15 protein-coding genes are annotated in these 22,652 nt (G+C 45.4%); 8 read left to right on the top strand and 7 right to left on the bottom strand.

Going from position 1 to position 22,652, the window contains the following annotated elements:
• Positions 1 to 121 precede the first annotated feature (121 nt).
• The 3 genes from QUA57_RS06950 to ftsH2 all read right to left on the bottom strand — a co-directional run bounded on the left by QUA57_RS06950 (position 122) and on the right by ftsH2 (position 3,980).
• Positions 122 to 1,411 (bottom strand): aminopeptidase P N-terminal domain-containing protein, encoded by a 1,290-nt coding sequence (locus tag QUA57_RS06950; protein ID WP_333060096.1) that lies wholly within the window; start codon positions 1,409 to 1,411, stop codon positions 122 to 124.
• 135 nt (positions 1,412 to 1,546) lie between these two features.
• Entirely contained in the window at positions 1,547 to 1,876 is a 330-nt protein-coding gene (locus QUA57_RS06945) for a hypothetical protein (RefSeq protein ID WP_333060095.1), read from the bottom strand.
• A 217-nt stretch (positions 1,877 to 2,093) separates the two neighbouring features.
• Positions 2,094 to 3,980: an ATP-dependent zinc metalloprotease FtsH2 gene (gene ftsH2, locus QUA57_RS06940; RefSeq protein WP_006633417.1), complete on the bottom strand. Its 1,887-nt coding sequence runs from the start codon at positions 3,978 to 3,980 to the stop codon at positions 2,094 to 2,096.
• A 323-nt stretch (positions 3,981 to 4,303) separates the two neighbouring features.
• Here ftsH2 and QUA57_RS06935 point away from each other — a divergent pair, with 323 nt between their 5' ends.
• Positions 4,304 to 5,386 (top strand): ParM/StbA family protein, encoded by a 1,083-nt coding sequence (locus tag QUA57_RS06935; RefSeq protein WP_333041971.1) that lies wholly within the window; start codon positions 4,304 to 4,306, stop codon positions 5,384 to 5,386.
• A 20-nt stretch (positions 5,387 to 5,406) separates the two neighbouring features.
• Entirely contained in the window at positions 5,407 to 5,925 is a 519-nt protein-coding gene (locus QUA57_RS06930) for a hypothetical protein (RefSeq protein WP_333041970.1), read from the top strand.
• A 190-nt stretch (positions 5,926 to 6,115) separates the two neighbouring features.
• On the opposite strand, the gene QUA57_RS06925 is transcribed toward QUA57_RS06930, so the two are convergent.
• From QUA57_RS06925 to QUA57_RS06915, 3 genes are all read right to left on the bottom strand, one after another.
• Positions 6,116 to 7,039 (bottom strand): hypothetical protein, encoded by a 924-nt coding sequence (locus QUA57_RS06925; protein ID WP_333060094.1) that lies wholly within the window; start codon positions 7,037 to 7,039, stop codon positions 6,116 to 6,118.
• A 239-nt stretch (positions 7,040 to 7,278) separates the two neighbouring features.
• Positions 7,279 to 8,676: a magnesium transporter gene (gene mgtE / locus QUA57_RS06920; protein ID WP_333041966.1), complete on the bottom strand. Its 1,398-nt coding sequence runs from the start codon at positions 8,674 to 8,676 to the stop codon at positions 7,279 to 7,281.
• A gap of 320 nt (positions 8,677 to 8,996) precedes the next feature.
• Positions 8,997 to 9,347: a hypothetical protein gene (locus QUA57_RS06915; RefSeq protein ID WP_333060093.1), complete on the bottom strand. Its 351-nt coding sequence runs from the start codon at positions 9,345 to 9,347 to the stop codon at positions 8,997 to 8,999.
• A gap of 85 nt (positions 9,348 to 9,432) precedes the next feature.
• On the opposite strand from QUA57_RS06915, the gene QUA57_RS06910 reads away from it, so the two are divergent.
• The 4 genes from QUA57_RS06910 (at position 9,433) to QUA57_RS06895 (ending at position 20,070) form a co-directional block, all read left to right on the top strand.
• Positions 9,433 to 9,657, top strand: coding sequence for a PAS domain S-box protein (locus QUA57_RS06910; protein ID WP_333060092.1), 225 nt, complete (start codon positions 9,433 to 9,435; stop codon positions 9,655 to 9,657).
• A 716-nt stretch (positions 9,658 to 10,373) separates the two neighbouring features.
• Positions 10,374 to 15,863, top strand: a complete 5,490-nt coding sequence (locus QUA57_RS06905) for a PAS domain S-box protein (RefSeq protein WP_333060091.1) — start codon at positions 10,374 to 10,376, stop codon at positions 15,861 to 15,863.
• A 126-nt stretch (positions 15,864 to 15,989) separates the two neighbouring features.
• Positions 15,990 to 19,085, top strand: coding sequence for a response regulator (locus tag QUA57_RS06900; protein WP_333060090.1), 3,096 nt, complete (start codon positions 15,990 to 15,992; stop codon positions 19,083 to 19,085).
• Between the two features lie 10 nt (positions 19,086 to 19,095).
• Positions 19,096 to 20,070 carry a diguanylate cyclase gene (locus QUA57_RS06895; RefSeq protein ID WP_333041958.1) on the top strand — a complete coding sequence of 325 codons (975 nt, stop codon included), beginning with the start codon at positions 19,096 to 19,098 and terminating at the stop codon, positions 20,068 to 20,070.
• Positions 20,071 to 20,409: 339 nt separating this feature from the next.
• Here QUA57_RS06895 and crcB read toward each other — a convergent pair whose 3' ends face one another.
• Positions 20,410 to 20,823: a fluoride efflux transporter CrcB gene (gene crcB / locus QUA57_RS06890; protein WP_333060089.1), complete on the bottom strand. Its 414-nt coding sequence runs from the start codon at positions 20,821 to 20,823 to the stop codon at positions 20,410 to 20,412.
• Between the two features lie 113 nt (positions 20,824 to 20,936).
• Here crcB and QUA57_RS06885 point away from each other — a divergent pair, with 113 nt between their 5' ends.
• Together QUA57_RS06885 and QUA57_RS06880 are read left to right on the top strand one after the other, a co-directional pair.
• The gene (locus tag QUA57_RS06885) at positions 20,937 to 21,566 is read left to right on the top strand and encodes a macro domain-containing protein (RefSeq protein WP_333060088.1); all 630 of its coding nucleotides are present in this window, start codon (positions 20,937 to 20,939) and stop codon (positions 21,564 to 21,566) included.
• Between the two features lie 381 nt (positions 21,567 to 21,947).
• On the top strand, positions 21,948 to 22,553 hold the full coding sequence (locus QUA57_RS06880; RefSeq protein ID WP_333060087.1) for a hypothetical protein: 606 nt from the start codon (positions 21,948 to 21,950) through the stop codon (positions 22,551 to 22,553).
• Positions 22,554 to 22,652 lie beyond the last annotated feature (99 nt).

Below are 22,652 nucleotides of genomic sequence, written 5' to 3'. Positions count from 1 at the left end.
TTGCTCTAGGTTTGCCAGTTGCGGACTTGAGCTTTTTCAAGTTAATACTAACAAAGCTCAAGCCTTTACTGCCAACTTAAGTAGTGAATCTTTCTTGACTTGTGCCCAAAGCCTTCTACCTTTATTTAGGAACTCCCGCCGTCAAGACTTCATGACTTTCCAATGTCACCAAAACATCATCTTCAATTCTCACACCAATACCGCGCCATTTTTCAGGAACCTCCGGCTGTCCTTCAACCGGTTTAATATAAGGAGAAATATAAATCCCCGGTTCCACCGTCAGCACTTGTCCTGCCTGCAAAACTTGCGGATTTTCGCCGTACTGATAAACGCCGACATCGTGCACGTCCAATCCCAGCCAATGACCGGTGCGGTGCATATAGAAGGGCTTGTATTTCTCTTCTTTAATTATCTCTTCAATGTCCCCCACCAAAAGTTTTAAATCCATTAAACCTTCCACCAAAACGCGAACCGCTGTTTCGTGAATTTTGCTGTAAGGATTTCCGGGATATACTTGACTAATTGCCTGCAATTGTGCTTGCAAAACTAAGTCATAAATTATCTGTTGTTCTGCTGTAAATTTGCCGGTAACAGGAAAGGTGCGAGTAATATCGGCGTTATAGTACCCGCAAGCACAACCGGCATCTATTAGCAGCAAATCGTTTTCCTGCATTTGGCGGTTGTTTTCGATGTAGTGGAGGACGCAGGAATTGTAACCTGATGCAACAATTGAAGGGTAAGCCGGAGTGCAGCCATTTAAGCCAAAAGTATGTTCTATTTCAGCTTGAATTTCATATTCGTATCTGCCCGGTTTGGCGAATTCTTGAGCGCGGTTGTGCGCTGCAACTGAGATATTAGCCGCTTTTCGCATTAATGCTAATTCTGTTTCACTTTTCACCAGTCGCATCGGGTGTAAAATGATGTTGGAATCTTCGATTGCTGTCGGGCCTGTGCCGCGTTTTGGGTAGGTTGCCATCAAGCGCTGCCAGTGATTGAGGACTGTTTGGTCGAAAGTTCGATCGCGCCCGAAGTGATAGTATATGCGATCGGCCTTTTCTAAATATTTCGGCAATTTTTCCGCAAGTTCGGCGATGGGGAAAGCTTCATCCGCGCCGTACAATTCCTTAGCGCCTTCTACTCCGGCGCGATAACCGTGCCAAGTTTCTTTTTCCAAGTCTTTTGGCTGCACAAACAAAACAAATTTGTGTTCTTCATGGTGTGGCGCGAGCACTGCTACCGCCGCAGCTTCGTTGAAACCGGTTAAGTAGAAAAAATCGCTATCTTGCCGATAGGCATATTCTACATCGTTGTGCATGACGGCAGCGGGCGCGCTGCGAAATATCGCCGTCCCGCTGCCAATTTTTGCCATTAATTGTTCGCGTCTTTGCCGATATTCGGTGGGGTTTGTCATCCGATTTTAGATTTTAGATTTTAGATTTTAGATTGAGTGTAATATTAACACTCGGCGGTTTCAAGCGCTCTCAAACTTGCACCCGCAAGCCCAGGGTTGAAGATATAGGTGCTCTGTTTTTTTTTCTGGGTCTACTTATTTATTCTCTTGTTCTGCGATCGCCAATTTACAAGTATAGTCAACCAGCCCAGACAAAGATGAGTTGCGATCGACTAAAGTCCATCTCGGATCGAAATTCGACCAATTTTCGCCATCTTCGCTAACTCTGACCGTTCTCAACTGTCGCTGCTGGCAGTTAACTTCCATTTGCGCCAACAATTTCTCGTTACTAAACTGTTGAGTTCCTAAAATAATTCTGACTGGATAAGAGGGAGCACCGGGAATATCGGATTTACTTAATTCAACGCTGCTAGGGTCGAGGCAAATATCTACAAAACATCTTAATTTTTCGGCGCGGGCGCTCAAAGTATTGACACAAACAAAAATAAAAGCTGCTATTTAAAAAAATGGCGGATGCTTAGTATTTAGGGCAAATGTAGTATTCATCTGCGTTAATTGGCGTTTAGGGGCGGTTTAATATTATTGACTGTTTAATAATAAAAAAGTAGGGACGTGGAAATAGTGCTGCGTCCCTACTTTTTAAAGACACGGCATTGCCGTGTCCCTAATCTTTAAACCAGTCTTAAAGCTGAGGAACGTATTGTTCTTTTTCAGGAACAAAAGTGTATTCAGAGACGATTAGGCGCAACTCTTCGCCGTCGATGGTTTCTTTTTCGATCAACAAATCGACTAAGCGATCGATCACGGTGCGATTTTCGCGAATAATTCGGCGCGCGTCGTCGTAGCAGTGATCGACAATCGATCGAACTTGTCCGTCAATCCGAGAGGCTATTTCTTCGGAATATTCCGATCGCGCTGTGTAGTCGCGGCCGAGGAAAATTTCGCTTTGTTGAGCTTCTAGGGCGATCGGGCCCAAGGTAGACATCCCATAGCGAGTAACCATTTGGCGCGCCATACCGCTGACTTGCTGCAAGTCGTTGCCGGCACCGGTGGTTACTTCGGCATCTCCGAAAACTACTTCTTCGGCTGCGCGGCCACCCAAAGCACCGCTAATCCGGGCTAAAATTTGCGATCGAGAAATCAAACCTTGGTCTTCGCTGGGCATGAACCAAGTCAAGCCGCGGGCCTGTCCGCGAGGAACTAAGGTAACTTTTTGAACTGGATCGTGGGCTTGAATGATTGTACCGACGATCGCGTGGCCGATTTCGTGGTAAGCAATCAAGCGCTTGCTCTTGCTGTCCACCAAAGGAGTGCCTTCCATACCTGCTACCACGCGATCGACTGCATCGTCAACTTCGAGCATCGTAATCGCTTCTTTGCGGCGGCGGGCGGTTAAAATAGCAGCTTCGTTGAGCAAGTTAGCCAAATCAGCGCCCGTAAAACCAGGAGTGCGGCGGGCGATGGCGTCCAAAGAAATCTCTGCAGACAGCTTCTTGTTGCGCGCGTGAACTTCCAAAATTTCCAAGCGGCCTTTAATATCCGGCGTATCTACGCTAACTTGGCGGTCAAAACGTCCCGGACGCAGCAACGCTGAGTCAAGCACGTCGGGGCGGTTCGTGGCAGCAATGATGATAATGCCAGTATTGCCCTCAAAACCGTCCATTTCGGTCAGCAACTGGTTCAGGGTTTGTTCCCGTTCGTCGTTACCGCCACCGATACCGGCGCCACGCTGGCGACCGACTGCATCGATTTCATCGATAAAGATGATGCAAGGAGCATTTTCTTTAGCTTTCTTGAACAAGTCGCGAACGCGGGAAGCGCCGACACCGACGAACATTTCCACAAATTCCGAACCGGAGATGCTGAAGAAAGGCACGCCGGCTTCGCCTGCGATGGCTTTTGCCAGCAGGGTTTTACCTGTTCCGGGAGGGCCAACTAGCAGCACGCCTTTGGGAATCTTCGCCCCGACTGCGGTGAAGCGTTCGGGTTTTTTGAGGAATGTCACTACTTCTTGTAGTTCTTCTTTGGCTTCCTCAACGCCTGCTACGTCGTCGAACAGTACGCCTGTTTTAGCTTCCATTTGAAAGCGAGCTTTGGATTTGCCAAAATTCATGGCTTGGCCCGGGCCGCCGGGAACGTTGCCACCGCGGCGGAAGAGGAAAAACAGGCCTCCTACTAACAAGAGGGGAAATACTAGATTGCCTAAAAGTCCCCAGACAGCGCCGTCGTTGCGTAGTGGGTGAGTGTCAAAGCTGATTTTGGAGTCTCTGAGCCTAGAAACCAGTTCCGGGGCATTTGAGGGCAAGTCTACCCGCCACCGCTGCTCGTGATTGTCCAGTTCGGGATCGACTGCTAGGACAATAGCCGTCCGACCTCCGTCGTAAAGGTCAACGCTGGTCACTCGACCGGCGTTTAAGTAATCTAAGAATCGACCGTAGCTCAGGCGGGTGCTGGCGGTGTTCTTGCTCATTTCAGCGGGGGATGGGGCAAAGGCCCCCTGCCACAAGAAAAAGCCGATGACTAAGGCGGGTAAAGTCCAAAGTAGTATAGTTCGCCAAGAAATTTTCATAAATGCGGATGCCTTGAATTGGGGACAGATCGGGTAAGATCGCGGTGTCGGAGAAGTGCGACAAAAGTTTACACTCAGAATCTTAACTAAATTTAACTTAACAATGCACTCTCAGGCAACAGAGCTTTGAGGACTATGGCTCCAGAAAAAGTTAGGTTAGTTACGGTAAGGGCGATCGTCCCGAATATAATGTTTGGTGCTGATTTCGATACCGATCTAGGTAGAGTTAGAAGAATCGTCGCTTTCACCCACTGTCTTTAAGCGTGGCAGTGTCAAGGGATAAGGCATGATAATGGTGAGGCTCAGTGAGGTAACACATTTCAATGACAACTAGACAGCTTGTTCCTAATTCGGCTATGCTGACCCAGCAGACTAAAGTCGCTTCTAACAAATCGATTATTAGTGCTGATTTGGGTCGGACGGCAACTAAAGCTTGCGTGAGTCGCAACCCGAGTAGCGTTGTTTTCATCCCTGCCAACGTGGCTACTATGCCCGTGGAAAAGGTGCGGGGTGGCAGCTTTGAGTCCAAAGCAACAGACCCTCTGTTGGATATGTGGCTGGAGTACCAGGGCAAGGGTTACGCTATAGGTCAATTGGCGGCAGATTTTGGCGCTAATCTCGGTGGCGCTGACCAGTCGAAAGTAGTAGATGCTTTGGTTAAGGTCTTTTCCTGTGCTGGATATTTCCAGATGAAGGGTGAAATAGCAGTTGTGCTGGGTTTGCCGTTTTATTCGCAGGATCAGTTTGAGAAGGAAAAGGAAGAGATTATCAGCCAACTGCGCTCTCCCCACGTTGTGGTGTACCGGGGCGAGCGTGTGGATATTAATATCAGTCACGTTTGGGTGATGCCGGAAGGGTTCGGCAGCCTGATTTGGTGCGAGGCTCAAGATAACAAGGAGTTTACGCCGGAGTTGCCGGAACTGTCGGTGGCGGTTGTTGATATCGGACACCAAACTACCGATTTGTTAATGGTCGATCGTTTCCGGTTCGCCCGGGCAGCTTCTAAGAGCGATTCCTTCGCCATGAACAAGTTCTACGAACAAGTTGCCTCAAAGATTCCGGGAGCAGACCCTCAATCTCTGTCTTTACTGGAAGCGGTGAATAAACCGGAAGGCCAGCGTTTCTACCGTCCGAGAGGAGCGACTAAGCCGACTAATTTAGATCCGATTATTAAGGATTTGCGAGAGGCTTTTGCTAACGAACTGTCCGAACGTTTGGTGCAGTGGCTGCCGGAACGTGTGACGGATGTGGTTCTGACTGGCGGGGGCGGCGAGTTTTTCTGGGAGGTGTTGCAACCTTTGCTTAAAGACGCCAATCTTAAGGCTCACTTGGCTCAGCCTTCCCGGAAAGCTAATGCTTTGGGACAGTTTATTTATGCTGAGGCTCAGCTAGCCACGATTAAGTAACGCATTAAGGCTTGAACCCTATGGCACTGTGGGCAAAAAATAAGGCGAATTTCTCGGTGGCGTTTACGGAAGATGCTGCGGATCAAACTTTGCTGGCCGCTATTGAAAAAGAGTTGGCTTTCACGAAGTATCAGACTTTCAGCAATCTCTGCAAGCAAGCTTTGTGGCAGTTTTTGTCTGTATCTGAGTCTGCTAGCTCTACACAGAGCTTTCAGCGGTTGGAACAGCGTATTGCTGAACTTGTGGTCAAATTTGCTGAGTTTGAGCACAATGTTTCGGCAGAGGAATTAAGCCGTTTGGAGGGACTGGAACATCACCTGACTCAACTCAGCGCGCAGTTGGATCAATTGCAGGGGAGTGTTAACAGTAAGTTTGCTCAAGTTTCTTTTGCCCCAGTTTCAAAAGTAGTAGAGCCTGACCCCATTGAGTCTGAGTCTGTGGCGGATGATAATGTAGTGTCTGACGCTGAGGTTGCTCCTCCTCGGAATTCCGATCCTTTGTTGGAGCGTTTAAGTTCTTTGTTACCCCAAGATTTCTAAAATGAGGTAGACCAAGGCTAAAAAGCCTTGAGATGTAATGTTAGTGGCCCGCTGTTGGCAGCCGGTACTGAATACAGACACAAAGCGATCGCTCTTTTGAAAAAAAAGGGCGATCGCTTTGTTATTTGTCAGTTGTCAGTTGACTGTTGTCTGTTTTCTGTGGTTACAAATTACCAATTACCAATTACCATTATTCGATTAACCCTAATTTTTGTAATCGCGAACGAATCGCACTAGGCTGTCGCTGAAATCTCTGAGCTAATTCGTCAATTTGTTGACCGCTAGCATATTCTTTCTTCAAATTTTCGTCTTCATCCTGACTCCACTTGACATAAGCTCTGGGATATTTCTGGCGAATTTTCTCATTCTGGGTTTTAGGTCGATAACCATTCTTTTGAGCGACATTCAAACCCGAACCAAACTGTGGGTTAATTTCCCCACCGCGACTAGCTAGCGCCTCTTGCACGCGGTTGGGAATCACAGCAATTTCTTCTGAGAGCTCAGCCAAAGCAGTGTCTACTTTTTGCTGAAGTTCTGTTAGCTGCCGCTGCTGCAAACTGCCCCACTGTGGCAGTTCGTTGATAAACTGCTGCAAGTCCAGAATTATTGTTGTCAAAGTTTCGACTTGTTGCAACTCGGGTCGCTGTTTGAATTGGCGGCTGGTGAGTTCGATCTCGCTTTGAATCATTTTAATAGTTTTTTCTAAAATTATTAGTCGCTGGCGCAGGTTCTCAATTGCTGAAATTAGAGAGTGTACGTTTTCTCCAGGCGCAACATTGAGATTTTCGCGAGATGTTTGAGAAAGAGCTTCGTCTAAAGCATTTACAGCAAGTTGCAATTCCTCGATCGCGCGATCGGTAGTAGCTGCTTGTTGATTTACGCGATCGAACGTGGCCACCGCACTTGTTTTAACTTGCTTGTGCAGCTTCTGCCGGTTCACAAAATTCAACACCAACGAAATCACTACAGGCACTTGAGCATAAACGCTCTGCCCCCAAACCAAACTAGCAGCCAATCCCACTGCTGAGGCAGCAATAAAAACCACTTCAGCAGTTTCTAACCAATTGCTCGACTTGGGATTTTGGATTTTGGTGGGTGAATTGGATGATGACATAGGCTAATACCATTTTAGATTTTAGATTTTAGATTTTAGATGTGGAATGACTGAGGAAGCTCGGAGTTTAGATCACGGGTCTATAGTGGCATTCTTTTTTTCAACTGGTGCAAGTATGCGGATAAAAATAAAGTACGCGCGACGGCAGATATCCGGTATGTAATCGCACGTAGACCCCGAATTTAGCAGTGGTCAAAAACAGATTAAGTTTTTTATTCACAGCCATCTAATTAAATATATTAAAGCTGCAAAATTAGTCTAGCTAAAGTGAAATAAATCAAGACCCCGAGGACATCAACTGCGGTGGTAATAAAGGGAGCAGACATTAAAGCGGGGTCTAAACCCAAAGAACGAAATAGAAACGGCAGAGCTGAACCGGCAATAGAAGCTAAAATTGCGATCGCAAACAAACTCACTCCCACCGCGAGTGCCACTGCTAAACTCCCTTGCAGAGTATAAGCCCAGCCCGTCGCTACAGTCCCCAATATAGCTCCTAGCAGCGCTCCCGCCATCCCCTCGCGAACAATTACTTGAAACGGGCCCATTGCTGTAATTTCATCAGTGTTCAAACCGCGAATTACAACAGTTGAGGACTGAGCTCCGACATTGCCTCCAGTGCCAGTCAGCAGGGGAATAAAGGCTGCTAGGGCAACTACTTGGTTCAAAATATCTTCTTGAGCTCTAATAATTGCGCCGGTGACAGTATTAGTTAAAAGCAGAACAAACAGCCACACCACCCTTTTCCGGGCAACAGTGATTAAATCGGTCTGAAAATAATTGTCGCCGCCGGACTGGACGCCACCCAAGGTATAAATATCTTTGGCTGCTTCTTGTTCTAAAATGTCGATCGCATCGTCAACTGTAATGATGCCGACCAGCCGCTGTTCGCGGTCTACAACGGGCACAGCTAAAAAATCGTAACGCTGGATCAGCCTAGCTACTTCTTCTTGATCCGTTCCTGTTTGAACAGAAACTACGTCGCGGGTCATAATTTCGCCGACAGTTTTGTCGAGGGGGGAAGTGACTAAATCCCGCAGGGATAAAATGCCAGTCAAGCTGCGTCCGGCGTCGGTGACGTAAAGAGAATAAATTGTTTCGGTAGTTCTAGCCAAAGAGCGAATTCGGTCTAAAGCTTGGGCGACGGTAAAACTTTCTTTGAGAGAAATATATTCCGGGGTCATGATCCGACCGGCGGTACTGGCTTCGTAACCCAAAAGTTGAGCCGTAGCTTCGCGTTCCGTCGGGCTCAATTCACCCAACAGGCGACGGACTAATATTGCCGGCAGTTCGTCAAAGAGTTTAGCTCGATCGTCCGGGGACATTTTGTCTACAATATCAATGACTTCTTGGCGCTTGAATTTTTCGCAGAGGGACTGCTGAACGCTGGAGTCGAGATATTCGTAAACTGCTATCGCTTCGTCTTTGGAAAGCAAGCGGAAAGCTATTACTTGCATGGTTTCTGGCAGGCCTTCGATAGCTTCAGCTATGTCTGCTTCCTGCACCGGGTGCAAAATGGCTTTTGCTCCTTTAAAGTCTCCTTCTTCCAACAGGGCCCTTAACTGCGATCGAACTAATTCCCGCAGTTCCTTTCGCGCGTAGGTGGGTAGAGAAGACGATTGATAATTTTTTTCTGTCACTGATGACCCTCCTAAACCTGTGCTGCGCGCCTTCCTGAATCCAGTTTAGAGCCTATTGACGCCACTGGTTGCAGTGATCAGACTTGCCCTGACAAGATCCACACCTGACCCCTATTTTTCTGGTGCGCGCCCAGCATCTTGCCCGATTTGGGTTCAAATACATTTATCTTGATCGGCGACACTCATCGGTAGGAAAGGAGAATTGCGCCCGAGCACTTTTTACAACAGGTTCGTCGAACTTTGATTGCGAATATAATTATTGACTGTTTCTTTCCATTCAGTGTCACTTGCTGGCAATATCATGCCGTAAGAAATGCAAGTTAAAGGCTGCTCCGGTATAACAGAATATTGGCTACGCTGCGAAAGCGCCCTTTTTCTGCTGATTCGTTGAGATCAGTTTCTAGTTTTTCTAAGCGGATGGAGCGATTTATTTTTTTTTCTAAGTTAGCTCGGAAAAGTTCTAAGCCTTCCATGCAAACTCCTTGCCATTTTTCACCTTCTAAGTAGCCGAAGGGAGGGGCATCTTTTCTGATACCAACTTTGAGAATGCCGGTTTGCCGAATTTCTGCCAGTGCTGTCTGGGCTGAGGCAAGTGTAGGTAAAGCTGCGGGAAATAATATCGAAAATATGGCTGTAAATGCTGCGAGTTTGAGGTTTTTATTGGTTGGCATTGAGTTCATTCGTTCGGCATCCGAATAGATATGGTACAGGTTTTTAATATGATACGCAAAAAAACAATATTGTCAATATATTTGGGTGCCTGTATTTTGGGCTATTGGGGTGTTTTGGGTTATGCGATCGGCTAACTTCAACCAGCACCGTTTAAAATTAATTTTCGGGGGCTACGTCAATCCTTTTTTCTGCCGCGTCACGGGTTATACACATAAAGAAGTTTTGGGCAAGAATTGGTTTGACAACTTATTATCTTGGTATAGTCAACAATTAATTAAAACTGTCAATATCATTGGCCAGCAGTCATAGCGAATCCGCTGACTCCCGCTATGGTTCCTGTTCAAACTGCCAAATGTGTAGGGCCGGCATTTAGACTCTCCGATAAAATCAAGGAAAAGGGAACAGGAAAATTATTTTATGTAGGAATGGCTCTCAAAAGCTGCATCTGAATAGTGTAGAATTATAACAAACCAGATGGGACATTCCAAGGTGCGTATTGTGGGATAAAAATTCTCTGCAATCTGAATTTCATTACGGAATGTTTAAACTTGTATCTTTTCCTTAACGATTTTATATTCTTTACCAAATCTTTATTTTTTTTCTCTAGGGTGTTGTTATGGTTGCTTCAAGCGAGCTTACAGCACTTTGTAATAAGAGTGAAATACCCTTTAGTTAAAAAAGAGGTCTTGATGACACACTGTCCCTGCTGCTCGAATTAAATGCTGCGTCACGTTCGCGAGCATCAAATCTACTGGTTTTGTCGCCAATGTTGGCAAACAATACCTATTTACAATCTGAACAGATGTTGCTCATCGCCATCTATAAATCTAGTTAAAGGGCTAGGGGTTCAGGAAGAACATTCTTTACCGATGGAATTTAACAGTCAACTTAGGGGGTATAAAGTTTAGAGAGTGCCTTATCGCTAACTGGTTTTCCGGCTCAAAACTTAGTTTTATTGCATCATTAAATTACCCAAGTATAGCCCAAAAAATTGAAGACCTTTCTATTCATATATCGCTTAATTTATGGTAATCCCTCGACGCAAAGTAATTATAAGTTTAGGCCAAACACCACTTAAACGATTGCTACCTCTTTTGCTTGGTGTGGTGGCCTCTCTTGCTGTTTTATTTACGTGGCAACAGCTAACCATCAACGGACAAATTCACATCGAGCAGTTAATTCAGCAGGAAGCCAATGCGATTCAGTCACAACTAAGCGAAGGATTATCAATTCGGGTGTTGACACTTCGGCAAATGGCGAATCGCTGGGAAGCTAATGGCGGTACACCAAAGGCTCTTTGGGAAGCCGATGCTGAGGGTTATGTAAAGGATTTCTACGGTTATCAGGCAATCGAATTAGTCGATCCATCATTTAAGGTGCGATGGGTTGCGCCACTGGCAGGGAATGAGGCAGCGCAAAACCTAGATTTTAATCGGGAACTGCGTCGCAAAATTACTTTGCAAGTAGCTCGTGATTTGCGTCAACCTATCTTAAGTCGCAATATTTCACTTGTTCAAGGGGGTCAAGGATTTTTAGCAAGTTTTCCTTTGTTTGTAGGTGAACGTTTTGATGGGTTGATTGTCGGAGTTGTTCAGTTTCAGACTCTATTTGAAAGTATTTTAAAAGTGTCACCAGGATACAATGTGGCTATCTATGATGGCACAACTTGGCTCTACGGTCAAGAGTCTTTTTCTCAAAATTCAGATCATAAAACAGTTGTAGTGAAAGCCTATGGTGTAGACTGGAAAATCGATGTTTATCCAAATTTAGATTTAGTAGAAAGAGTCAAGTTTTATTGGCCTAGACTTGTATTAATTGGGGGCTTAGTTTTAGTTGGGCTGCTTATGTGGGTCATGTATCTCGCACAAGTTAGTTATTGCAAAGTCGATAAATTCAAAAAAGCCAATCGCCAGTTGCAATGGGAAATTCACCAGCGACAACAGGCAGAAATTGCGATCGCTCAACTAGCTGCCATCGTTGAATCTTCGGAAGATGCCATTCTCAGTAAAGACTTAGAGGGTGTAGTTACCAGTTGGAATGTAGGAGCCGAAACAATTTTTGGTTATACAGCGGCAGAAATAGTAGGGCAATCAGGGAGAAAATTGATTCCCGCAGACTATCGAGATGAGGAAAACGAAATTCTCACCAAAATCCAGCGAGGACAACGCATCAAACACTACGATACAAAGAGGCTGAGGAAAGATGGAACATTAATCGATGTCTCGATGAGTGTCTCCCCCATTAAAGACCCAGCAGGAAATATAATTGGAGCCTCAAAGATTGCCCGGAATATTGCTGACAGCAAACAAGCAGAAGCAGCACTACGTGAAAGTGAAGAACGCTGGGAACTGTCTGTACGCGGGAATAATGACGGCATTTGGGATTGGAATGTTCAAACCAATGAGGTCTTCTTTTCTAGTCGCTGGAAGGAAATGCTGGACTATGAAGACCATGAAATCCAAAACATTATAGACAAATGGGCGAATCTGCTACATCCCGATGATTTGGGACGGGTAATGCAAGCCGTTCAAGACCATTTTGCCAAGAAAACTCCTTTTTATATCACAGAACATCGCGTTCGCTGCAAAGATGGTTCCTACAAATGGATTTTGGATCGCGGTCAGGCACTGTGGGATGATGCAGGTAACGTAATTCGGATGGCTGGCTCTCACACCGACATTACGGAGCGCAAGCAAGCTGAAGTTGCTTTACAGGTAAGCGAAGCCAGATATCGGCAATTGATCGATAACTTAAATGCGGGTTTTGTGATTCATGCGACAGATACCAGCATCCAATTATGTAATGAAACGGCCTGTGAATTACTAGGGCTTTCAATGGATCAAATGCTGGGAAAAACTGCGATATCTCCGGCCTGGCATTTTGTGCGGGAAGATGGCAGCGTTATGCCCCTAGAGGAATATCCGGTAAATCAGGTTTTATCCAGTGGAAGTTCCCTCAAAAATTATGTTGTAGGAATTAAAAAAGAAATTGATAGTTGTGTTTGGGTATTACTTAATGCCTACCCGGAGTTCGATCAAAACGGTCATATCACACAAGTTGTAGTTACGTTTATTGATATTAGCAAGCGCAAAAAAGTCGAGCTGGAAATCCAAAAAACTCGCAATTTCTTACAAGCACTGTTGGATCATCTACCGATTGCAATTTTTGTTAAGGACGCAGAGCCTAAACGATTTGGCAGATTTCAGTTTTGGAATAAAACCAGCGAACTGTTATTTGGCATCTCAGCCGAACAAGCGATCGGCAAAAGTGGCTATGATTTTTTTCCAATAGAACAGGCTATCTTTTTTGATCAAAAGGATAGAGAAGCTTTTGAAAAAGGTAAGACTGAGGATATTCCTGAAGAACTCATTGAAAGTCATAGTCTGGGCAAACGTTGGCTGCATACTGTGAAGATTCCCATTTACGACGAACAGCATCAGTCCCAGTACCTAATTTGTTTTTCAGAAGATATCACCGATCGCAAACACGCAGAAGCAGAGCTTAGAGAAATGAGTGAGGTGATGAAAAATGCGCTGTCGGGGATTTCCAAAATAGACACTCAAGGACGTTACCTCTATGTCAATAAAGCATATTCTGACGTGACAGGCTATCAGCCAGAAGAAATGATCGGGATGTGCTGGGAAAAAACCGTATATCCCGATGAGTTGGAAAAACTGGTTGCAGCCTATTGGCTGATGGTGCAAGAGGGCAGAGTTGAACTGGAAACCAAAGGGGTTCGTAAAGACGGTTCTGTTTTTTATAAGCAATTGGTGATGATTTCAACTTACGACGAACAGGATCAATTTTTGGGGCATTACTGCTTCATGAAAGATATTAGCGATCGCAAAAAAGCCGAACTTGCACTAGAACAGGAACTCCTGCGGAGTAAAGCCTTCTTCAACACTTCCATGGACGGTGTTGTTGTCATGGATTGGGTCGGAAAAGTTGTCGAAGCTAGTCCCAGTTTTGCTCAAATGCTGGGCTACACGCTAGAACAAACCATGAATCTGAGTGTGTTTGATTGGGATGCTGAATGGACGAGGGAAGAACTACAACTTATGCTCCAGAGAGAGGAGGTTATTCCGCTGTTTGAAACGCGACATCGCCGCAAGGATGGTTCTGTATATGACGTGGAAATTAGCTGGAACCGGGTGGAATTACAAGATGAGATGATGAACTTCTGTATCTGCCGGGATATTAGCGATCGCAAACGCAACGAAGCGGAACGCCAACAAGCAGAACAGGCACTGCGAGAGAGTGAAACTCGCTTCCAAGCCTTCATGAATCACAGCCCAGCCCCTGCCTGGATTACCGATGAAAATGGTGTAATGCTCTATGCCAGCCAGACTTATCTCAATACCTTTAAGTTACCCACTGACGATGTGATTGGAAAATCCATTTTTGAACTTTACCCCGCCGCCTTCGCCCAACAATATCTAGACAATATCCAAACGGTTGCTCAAACCAATGAGCTAATTGAAACGATTGAGATTGCGCCCCGTCGAGATGGAACCCTGGGTGAGTTTCTGGTTTACAAATTTCTCATCCCCGACTTACCTGGGCAAATGCTAGTAGGTGGTGTGGCGATCGATGTGACGCGACAACATCAAGCGGAAACCGCTTTACAACTGAGTGAGGAACGCTTAATGCTGGCACTAGAAGCCTCTGGAGATGGACTATGGGATTGGAAAATTGAAACTGGAGAAGTTTACATTAATTCCTACTACCAGGAGATGCTGGGCTACAAGCCCGGTGAGTTGGTGATGGATGTAAACGTCTGGGAACAGATGATTCACCCTGATGATAAATTCTGGGTTTTTGAGGATCTCAATAGTAACTTGCCAGATAGCTCTCTCAAATATGCCTTTGACTACCGTGTGCGTTGCAAGTCAGGTGACTGGAAGTGGGTCGCTAACTACGCGAAAGTCGTTGCCTACGATGAAGATGGTAAGCCTTTACGGATGATTGGAACGCACAAAGACATCAGCGATCGCAAACAAAAAGAACTGGCACTGCAGCACGCAATGGAAGCCGCAGAAGCAGCGAACTTGGCAAAAAGTACCTTCCTAGCCAATATGAGCCACGAATTACGCACTCCCCTCAACGTGATTCTAGGATTTGCTCAGGTAATGACCCATGACTCCTCCCTAACTCCCAACCAAAAAGAAGACCTGCAAACAATTCGTCGCAGTGGCGATCACCTCTTGAGTTTGATTAACGATGTGCTGGATCTCTCGAAAATTGAATCGGGACACTGCACAGTTGAACACAGCGGATTAGATTTAATTGCGCTGCTGCATTCCCTCCGAAATATGTTGGCGGAACGAGCAAGTTCTAAAGGACTTGACCTTTGTTTCGAGATTGCGCCAGAAGTTCCCCAATTTATGCTTGTCGATGCTCAAAAACTGCGCCAGGTTTTGCTCAATCTGCTGAGTAATGCCATCAAATTTACCGATCGGGGAAGCATTACTTTGCAAGTTAGTATTGAGGCGGACGGTACAGGGGCATTAAGCACAACTCGGCCGATTCTCCAGTTTGTAGTGGCTGACACGGGTTTAGGGATTGCATCGGTCGAACTCGACACCATCTTCGATGCGTTTGTGCAAGCCCAAGCTGGGAAGCGATTGACCGGCGGTACTGGGCTAGGTCTAACCATTAGCCGCAAATTGTTGGAACTCATGGGCGGAGAAATTTCTGTCAGCAGCACTCTGGGAGAGGGGAGTAGCTTCACCTTTACCCTTCCCGTCAGCCCCATCAGTGGAGTTAATGTTACACCCGAAGAGAATAATCGCCTCGTGATTGGGCTGGCTCCCAGTCAAGGGGATCATCGCATTTTGGTGGTTGACGATCAAGCAGAAAATCGCTTGCTAATGGTCAGATTACTGACACAATTAGGATTAGAGGTAAAAGAAGCTACCAACGGACAGCAAGCTGTGCAGATTTGGCAACAATGGCAACCCGACCTAACCTGGATGGACATTCGGATGCCCGTGTTAGATGGATACGAGGCTACGAAGCAAATTCGGGCAATGGAAGACGGACAGAACAGTATCATTATTGCACTTACGGCCCAGGCTTCCCAGAGCGATCGCGCCCTCGCCTTAGCTGCTGGCTGCAACGACTACATCAGCAAGCCCTTCCGGGAACAGACCCTATTTCTTAAGATGGCGGAATACCTAGGTTTAGAGTATGTATATGAGGAAGAGGAAACTGAAATAGGGGAACGCGGAACAGATTGTTTTCCTTCTTACTTCTGTTCTGTTGCCTCTTCCGTTTCAGATTCCCTCGATCCAACGCTTCTGGCGACATTACCAAAAGAATGGGTGGTTGAGTTGGAAGATGCTGCTTTATGTGGGGATGATGTTGCGATCGTTGAACTGGTAGCTCAACTTTCATCAGACCTCGCTCAATTCGGTACTCATCTGACTGAACTCGCCAACCAGTATCAATTTGAGAAAATCCTTAATCTAATTCAAGGTAATTTCCCAAGTGTAATTCCTCCCTTGGATTTATAAACTGTTGTGTAGTTAAACGTTTGATTAGGACTACGGAATTAGGAATCTGCCAACAACACTTAAATTTAATTGTTGGTAAGGTTTGCCAAAAGACTCCTTAATTTTTATTGATAATTACTCTCTAAAATGCCTCATAAAATACCCAGAAATTCCCCAATTAATCCTTTCGATTTAACAAATCTAGAGGAATGCAGTGAAGAATCAGTTTATGCTCCCGGTCATATTCAGCCCCACGGAATAGTTTTATTGCTGCAAGAAAAAAGCCTCAATATTTTACAAGTAAGTGACAATGTAGAAGTGTTTTTTGGCATTTCTGTCGCCGAATTGCTAGGTCAGCCATTGCCATGGTTATTTGGTCACGAGCAAGTACAAGAAATTGTTAGGTATCTCAATCAAGAAAAGCTCAAAATTAATAATAGTTTTGAGCTGAAAATACCTCTAAAAGACGGTCAAATTCAAACATTTAGAAGCACACTGCATCAGCAACCAGATGAGTTAATTCTGGAACTAGAACCCCAATTGACTATTGAAAATAATCATTCAATGGATTTTTATCAGCGTCTGCAAACAGTTATCCTCAACTTTCGCAGTGCGTTCGGTCTTTCTGATTTAGCTCAAACCATTGCTAGAGAAGTAAAAGCCATGACCGGATTCGATCGCGTGATGATTTATCGCTTTGAAGCCGATGACCATGGGGTGGTGATTGCTGAAGAGAAAGAAAGCTATCTAGAAAGCTACCTGGGATTGCATTACCCGGCGATCGATATTCCCGTACCCGCCCGCAAATTGTTTTACAGCAATTGGGTGCGCCAAATTCCCAATATCAATTACACCCCTGCCCCCCTAATTCCCACCAACCATCCCCTAACCAATACACCCCAGGATCTCAGTGCTTGTGTGTTAAGGGGAGTATCTCCCTACCACATTGAATATTTACAGAATATGGGAGTGGCTGGGACACTGACGATTTCGTTAATTGACGATCGGCGCCTCTGGGGATTAATTGCCTGTCACCATTACAGTCCGCGATTGGTAGATTACGAAACTCGCAAAAGCTGTGAATTTTTAGGACAATTTGCCTCGATCGAACTGGTGCATCAGCAAGAGCGAGAATTGAACGTTTACCGATCGCAGGCTAAAACTATTCAGGATAAACTTCAGCAGGCATTCCGGCGAGAGTCTAATTTTATCGAACAGGTATTGACCGAAAATGCTTCTCAATTGCTAGATTTAGTTCATGCTCAGGGAGCTGCAATTCTGCTCGATGGTCGTCTGACATTGGTGGGTCAAACACCATCTGAAGCTGAGGTTGACGAACTCGTGCAATGGTTGCTGCAACACAACAAAGAACGAGTGTTTGCAACAGCTTCTTTGTCTCAGTTGTATCCCCAAGCCAAGCAATTCAAAGAGCGAGCTAGCGGTGTTTTAGCAATCTCAATCTTCCTCTGCTACGCCAAACAAAAGTCATACCATATCCTTTGGTTCCGACCGGAACAAATTCAAACCATAAACTGGGCAGGTAATCCACAGGATGCTGTGTCGATCGACGAAATTGGAAAAATGCACCTGTGTCCCCGCAAATCCTTTGAACTGTGGCAAGAGACAGTGCGGGAAATGTCTTATCCGTGGCAAATTGCAGAGTTAGAAGCTGCAGCCGAAATGAGACATATCCTCATGCTGGCGGTGTTAGAATTTTCGCAAGCTGCCCTAGAACACGCTGCAGAAAGGGCAGCTATAGCCAACCGTGCCAAAACCCAGTTCCTGGCCAACATGAGCCACGAGCTCAGAACCCCACTCAACGCCATTCTGGGATTTACCCAGCTTATGAACCGCAGCCCCTATATCCCAGAAGAATTTCAAGAGCATTTAGGGATCATTACCCGTAGTGGAGAACACCTGCTGACATTGATCGACGATGTTTTGCAAATGTCTAGGATTGAAGCAGGGCAATTGGTACTGAGTAAAAGCTGTTTTAATCTGCATCGACTGCTAGGTTCTATTAACGAGATGTTCACCATCAAAGCGCCTGAGAAAGGGTTACATCTGAGCAGCGAGTGGGATGCTACTGTCCCGCGTTATGTCTGTGGCGATCAAGCAAAACTTCGCCAAATCTTGATTAATCTGCTGGGGAACGCGCTCAAATTTACAACAACAGGAACCATAGCCCTGCGCGGACGAGCTTTTTCATCAGATGATATGCCATCGAGTACAAATTGCGATCGCGCCACTAATCCACCGGATATTAAACCAACTATTACCCTGTGTCTCGAAGTTGAGGATACCGGACCTGGCATTTCTCCCTCAGATTTAGAATCAATTTTTGACGCTTTCATGCAAACCAATCGCGGTCGCAACGATCGAGGAACAGGTTTAGGACTGTCTATCAGTCGTGAGTTTGCGCGTCTGATGGGAGGCGATATCACCGTGCAAAGCACCCTCAATCGAGGCTCGACTTTTACCTGCCAAGTCGTTTTGGAACTACCAGAGTCCGTTGATTTAGAGGAACCTGAAATTAGCGCTCGGGTTATCAGGATCGAACCTGGGCAACCTATCTACCGAATTCTAGTAGTAGAAGACGTTCCAGAAAATCGGCAACTGCTGGTGACACTGCTGGAGTCAGTTGGGTTTGATGTGTGTGCGGTGGAAAATGGGGTAGAGGCGATCGCTCGTTGGCAGGCCTGGCACCCTGACCTGATTTTGATGGACATTCAAATGCCTGTCATGGATGGTTATGAAGCCACGAGACAGATTCGAGCACAAGACTCATTAGTCATTAGTCATGGGTCATCAGCAGATAACTCAGGGCAAATGTCACAGGACAACAGACAAATTACACGCATCATTGCCCTCACTGCCTATGCTTTTGAAGACGATCGTATCGCCAGCCTGCAAATCGGTTGCGATGACTACATTGCCAAGCCGTTTACTGAAGACACACTTTTCGACAAAATAGCTCATCACTTGGGTGTGCGCTACTGCTACGCCGAAAAAGTTCCGCGAGATTTATCAGCTTCGCCACCAAAGATATTTATTCCCGACTTGAAAACCATGCCCACTCAGTGGATTGCAGAAGTTCATGAAGCAGCATTAGATCTTAGTGATAATAAGCTTTATGAACTTATCGCTCAAATTCCCAAGGAGAAACGAGATTTCATCGCGGCGATGACATCTCTGGTCGATAACTTTCAGCTTGAAGCGATCGCAACTCTCACCCAGATTTAGGAATAAGAACATGACAGATCTATTCAAACTTGTGGCCCAAACGAATATTCTCATCGTGGATGATACCCCAGACAATCTGCGCTTGTTAGCCAAAATTCTAGAGTCACAGGGCTATATTGTGCGTAAAGCCCTCAACGGGAGAATGGCACTCCAAGGTGTTCATCGCGACCCACCGAGTCTGATTTTACTTGACATCAATATGCCAGAGATGAATGGGTACGAAGTCTGCCAAAAGTTAAAAGCATCGGAAGCGAGTGATCAGATACCGGTTATTTTTATCAGTGCGCTCGAACGACTGGAAAACAAGGTACGAGCCTTTGAACTGGGTGGCGTAGACTATATTACCAAACCCTTTCAAGAGCAGGAAGTGCTGATGCGAGTAAAAAATCAATTACTCATCCAGCAGCAACGCCAACAACTGCTGGAACAAAATCAACGTTTAGAACACGAAATCCAAGAACGTCTGAGGGCAGAAGCCGAAGTAAGGCAGCTATCCGTGACCGATGAATTAACTGGATTATATAACCGACGAGGCTTCTTTTTACTAGCCGATCAACAACTAAAAATTGCTCGACGCACGCAAACATCCTATTTTATTTTGTTCGCTGACCTAGATGGTTTGAAAAAGATTAACGACACTTTAGGACACGAAATGGGAGACAGAGTAATCGTTGACGCCGCTCAAATATTGAAGCAAACCTTTCGTGAGGCGGATATTGTGGCTCGACTGGGCGGAGATGAATTTGCTTTATTTATTCCTAACTTTTCGGGTGATTCATCTATTAATTTCCAGGCTCGGCTGCAAGAAAATATAGATCGCTTTAATCAACACTCCGAGCGAGCTTATATATCAATAAGTCTTGGTGTGGAGTTTGGGGATTTAAATAATGAAGTTTTATTAGAACAATTGCTAGCAAAGGCTGACAAACTAATGTACGAGCATAAACGCACCAAACGCTGTTTAAATCCTCAACCGTTCTTTTGACAACAGCTATATCGGAGCGCCATAAGCATTATTTATTAAACGTGAGTTGAACCGAGAAAGAGTAAACTGAAAACAAGATAGGGAAACAGCTTGAAGACTTTACCCCGTCAGCCGGAAAACACGATGCAGTACATATCACCACACCTAAACCTGAGAGGGTAGCAACCCCGTTAAAAGCTTTCCCTCTATTATTTTAAGGGTGTGTGCGCTCAAAAAATATCGTAGGTATTGTCCACAATCCTGAGCTAAAATCGACTGACTGATGCTGTATGGGTGGAGAGTTTGCCTACAGTTATATTCTTTTTTTAAACTGGTATTATTTGCACAAACCGATATTATTTATTTGCCCGATCGCGCTAAAATGATGCCTAACTGAACTGCAATTACTCCTAGTATGGCACTGCCTGCCCAGTAAAAAGCGGCGATGCTGTAAGCTCGACCGCGCCACAAGACATTCGTCTCTAAACCGTAAGTTGAAAAAGTAGTATAAGCACCCAAAAAGCCCGTTGCTACCATTAAGCGCACTTCCGACGGAATAGTCGGCACTCGTTCAAAAGCGAGGGTAATAAAAAATCCCATAGCTAAGCAACCAGTGATGTTAATAAAAAAAGTTCCGTAGGGAAAAACCGTACCGAAACGGCTGGCAAACCACAAGGTGATATAATATCGGCTCAAAGCGCCGGCAACGGCACCTAAACTAATTGCGATAGGGTGGCGCAGATTCGGGTCTTGCAGCATACAGATCTTGGACATTTGCTAGTTGAAATTGAGATGAATTTTAGATTCAGCCGACTTATGTAAAGTATTGTAGGATTAAATTGGCGATCGCTCTAGCTGTTCGCAATTAAAAATAAGAGAGAGTATTTATGCAAATTGTGCTGGCTACCTTAGACGATGGTTTAGTTAGAGCGTGGGAAAGCACTTGCGGCAGTATGGAAAATGTAAAGATACATCACGGTTCAATATTTGATGTGAAATGCGATGCTATTGTTAGTCCGGGGAATAGTTTTGGTTTCATGGACGAGGGCTTAGAGTTAGAAATTTCGGAATATTTTGGAGGGCAGGTTCTTGAACGCTTGCAAAAACTAATTCAGGCTCGACATCACGGCGAACTCTTAGTAGGAATGGCAGAAATTGTAGACACCGATCATCCTGAAATTCCCTATTTAATAGCTGCACCAATTATGCGCGTTCCCACAGTTTTAAGAGAAACAGTAAATGTTTATCTAGCAACCCGCGCTATTTTGACTCTCGTAAAATTTGGCTCAGTCCCAGATGGAACGCCAGTCAAACATATCATTGGAACTATCGCTATTCCCGGCATGGGTACGGGAATGGGCAAAGTGCCTCCACATATCTGCGCCAATCAAATGAAAGTTGCGCTCGAAGAGGTGCTCTTATCACAGTACGAATTTCCTCAATCTTTACTGCACGCTCAAAGATGTCACCACTTGTTATATACGGACGAAAACGAAGATTTGCAGTTGGAAAATTGAAACTCTTAAATTTGCCTGTTTTATTGTGTTGAGAAACCAAGTTTATTAGTGTGTGTTTTTTTAGTTATAGAGACTTATCACAAATTTAAGTGCGCTAAACCGTACCTGCAATTTGGCGGTATCCTACACACGAGAGCAACTTTGGTAGATATAATGTAATAGAACTGAGGTCATTCCAACTAGGTAAGCGCGGATACAAAAGTTGATAAAGCTGGAACAAGAATTGCCTAGTTCTTATTAAATGCCAGAATTCCTTCTGGCGCTACACGTACAAAGTTTGTATAAAAGACCACAATTCCTTCTGGCGCTACACCTACCAAGTCTGCATCCAGGGACTGTGAGATTTTTTGACAATGTTTACTACCAAAGGAGAAGATTGATATGACAGATCCAAAAGTAACCGAGGAACCAATTTTAGAGGCAACTCTCGAAACGACGGAGCTCGTCAAACAAGAGATGCCCGACGCGACTGATGAGGCGATCGCAGAAACTGCAGCGCTGTTTGAAGCAATTAAAAAACGCGCCACCGCCGAAGTGCAAGCAGCGGGCGAACTCACCCGCGAAGCTTATTTAAAAGCTGTAAATAAGGCCTCCGGGGCGATCGAAGAAAATAAGGATCTCGCCCACGAGAGATTCACAGAAGCAGTCAGGCTGATTAAAAAAGAAACTGAGAAAAATTGGCTGGTGGTAGATGCGATTAAAACGCGGGCGCAAGCGCAGGTGCAAGATGCCGGCGAAGTCAGTCGCGAAGCTTATTTGAAAGCAGTGCGACAAGCGCGAGAAGCGGTGGAACAAAATAAATTGATCGAACGCGATCGCATCGAACAAGCTGTTGACCACATTCACACGGAAGCTGAAAAGAATTGGCACCTTATTGTGAAACAAATTGAGTCGATCGGCACTCGCTTGACGGATGCGGCTAAGTCTGCATGGAACTCGCTGACGGCGTTTTTTGACAAGTCTCACAGCGATCGCGGGGATTCCTAGAAGGGCCAGCCGGGGGTTTGGAACTCCCAGCGGGTTGTTAGGGTAGTTAGCTTTGGAATTAATTCCAAAGCTAATGGCGATCGTGCGTGCATTTGCATT

Origin of the sequence: Microcoleus sp. Pol7_B2, assembly GCF_036701035.1 — a bacterium.
Classification (GTDB): Bacteria; Cyanobacteriota; Cyanobacteriia; order Cyanobacteriales; family Microcoleaceae; genus Microcoleus.
This window is presented reverse-complemented; position numbering and strand designations above follow the sequence as displayed.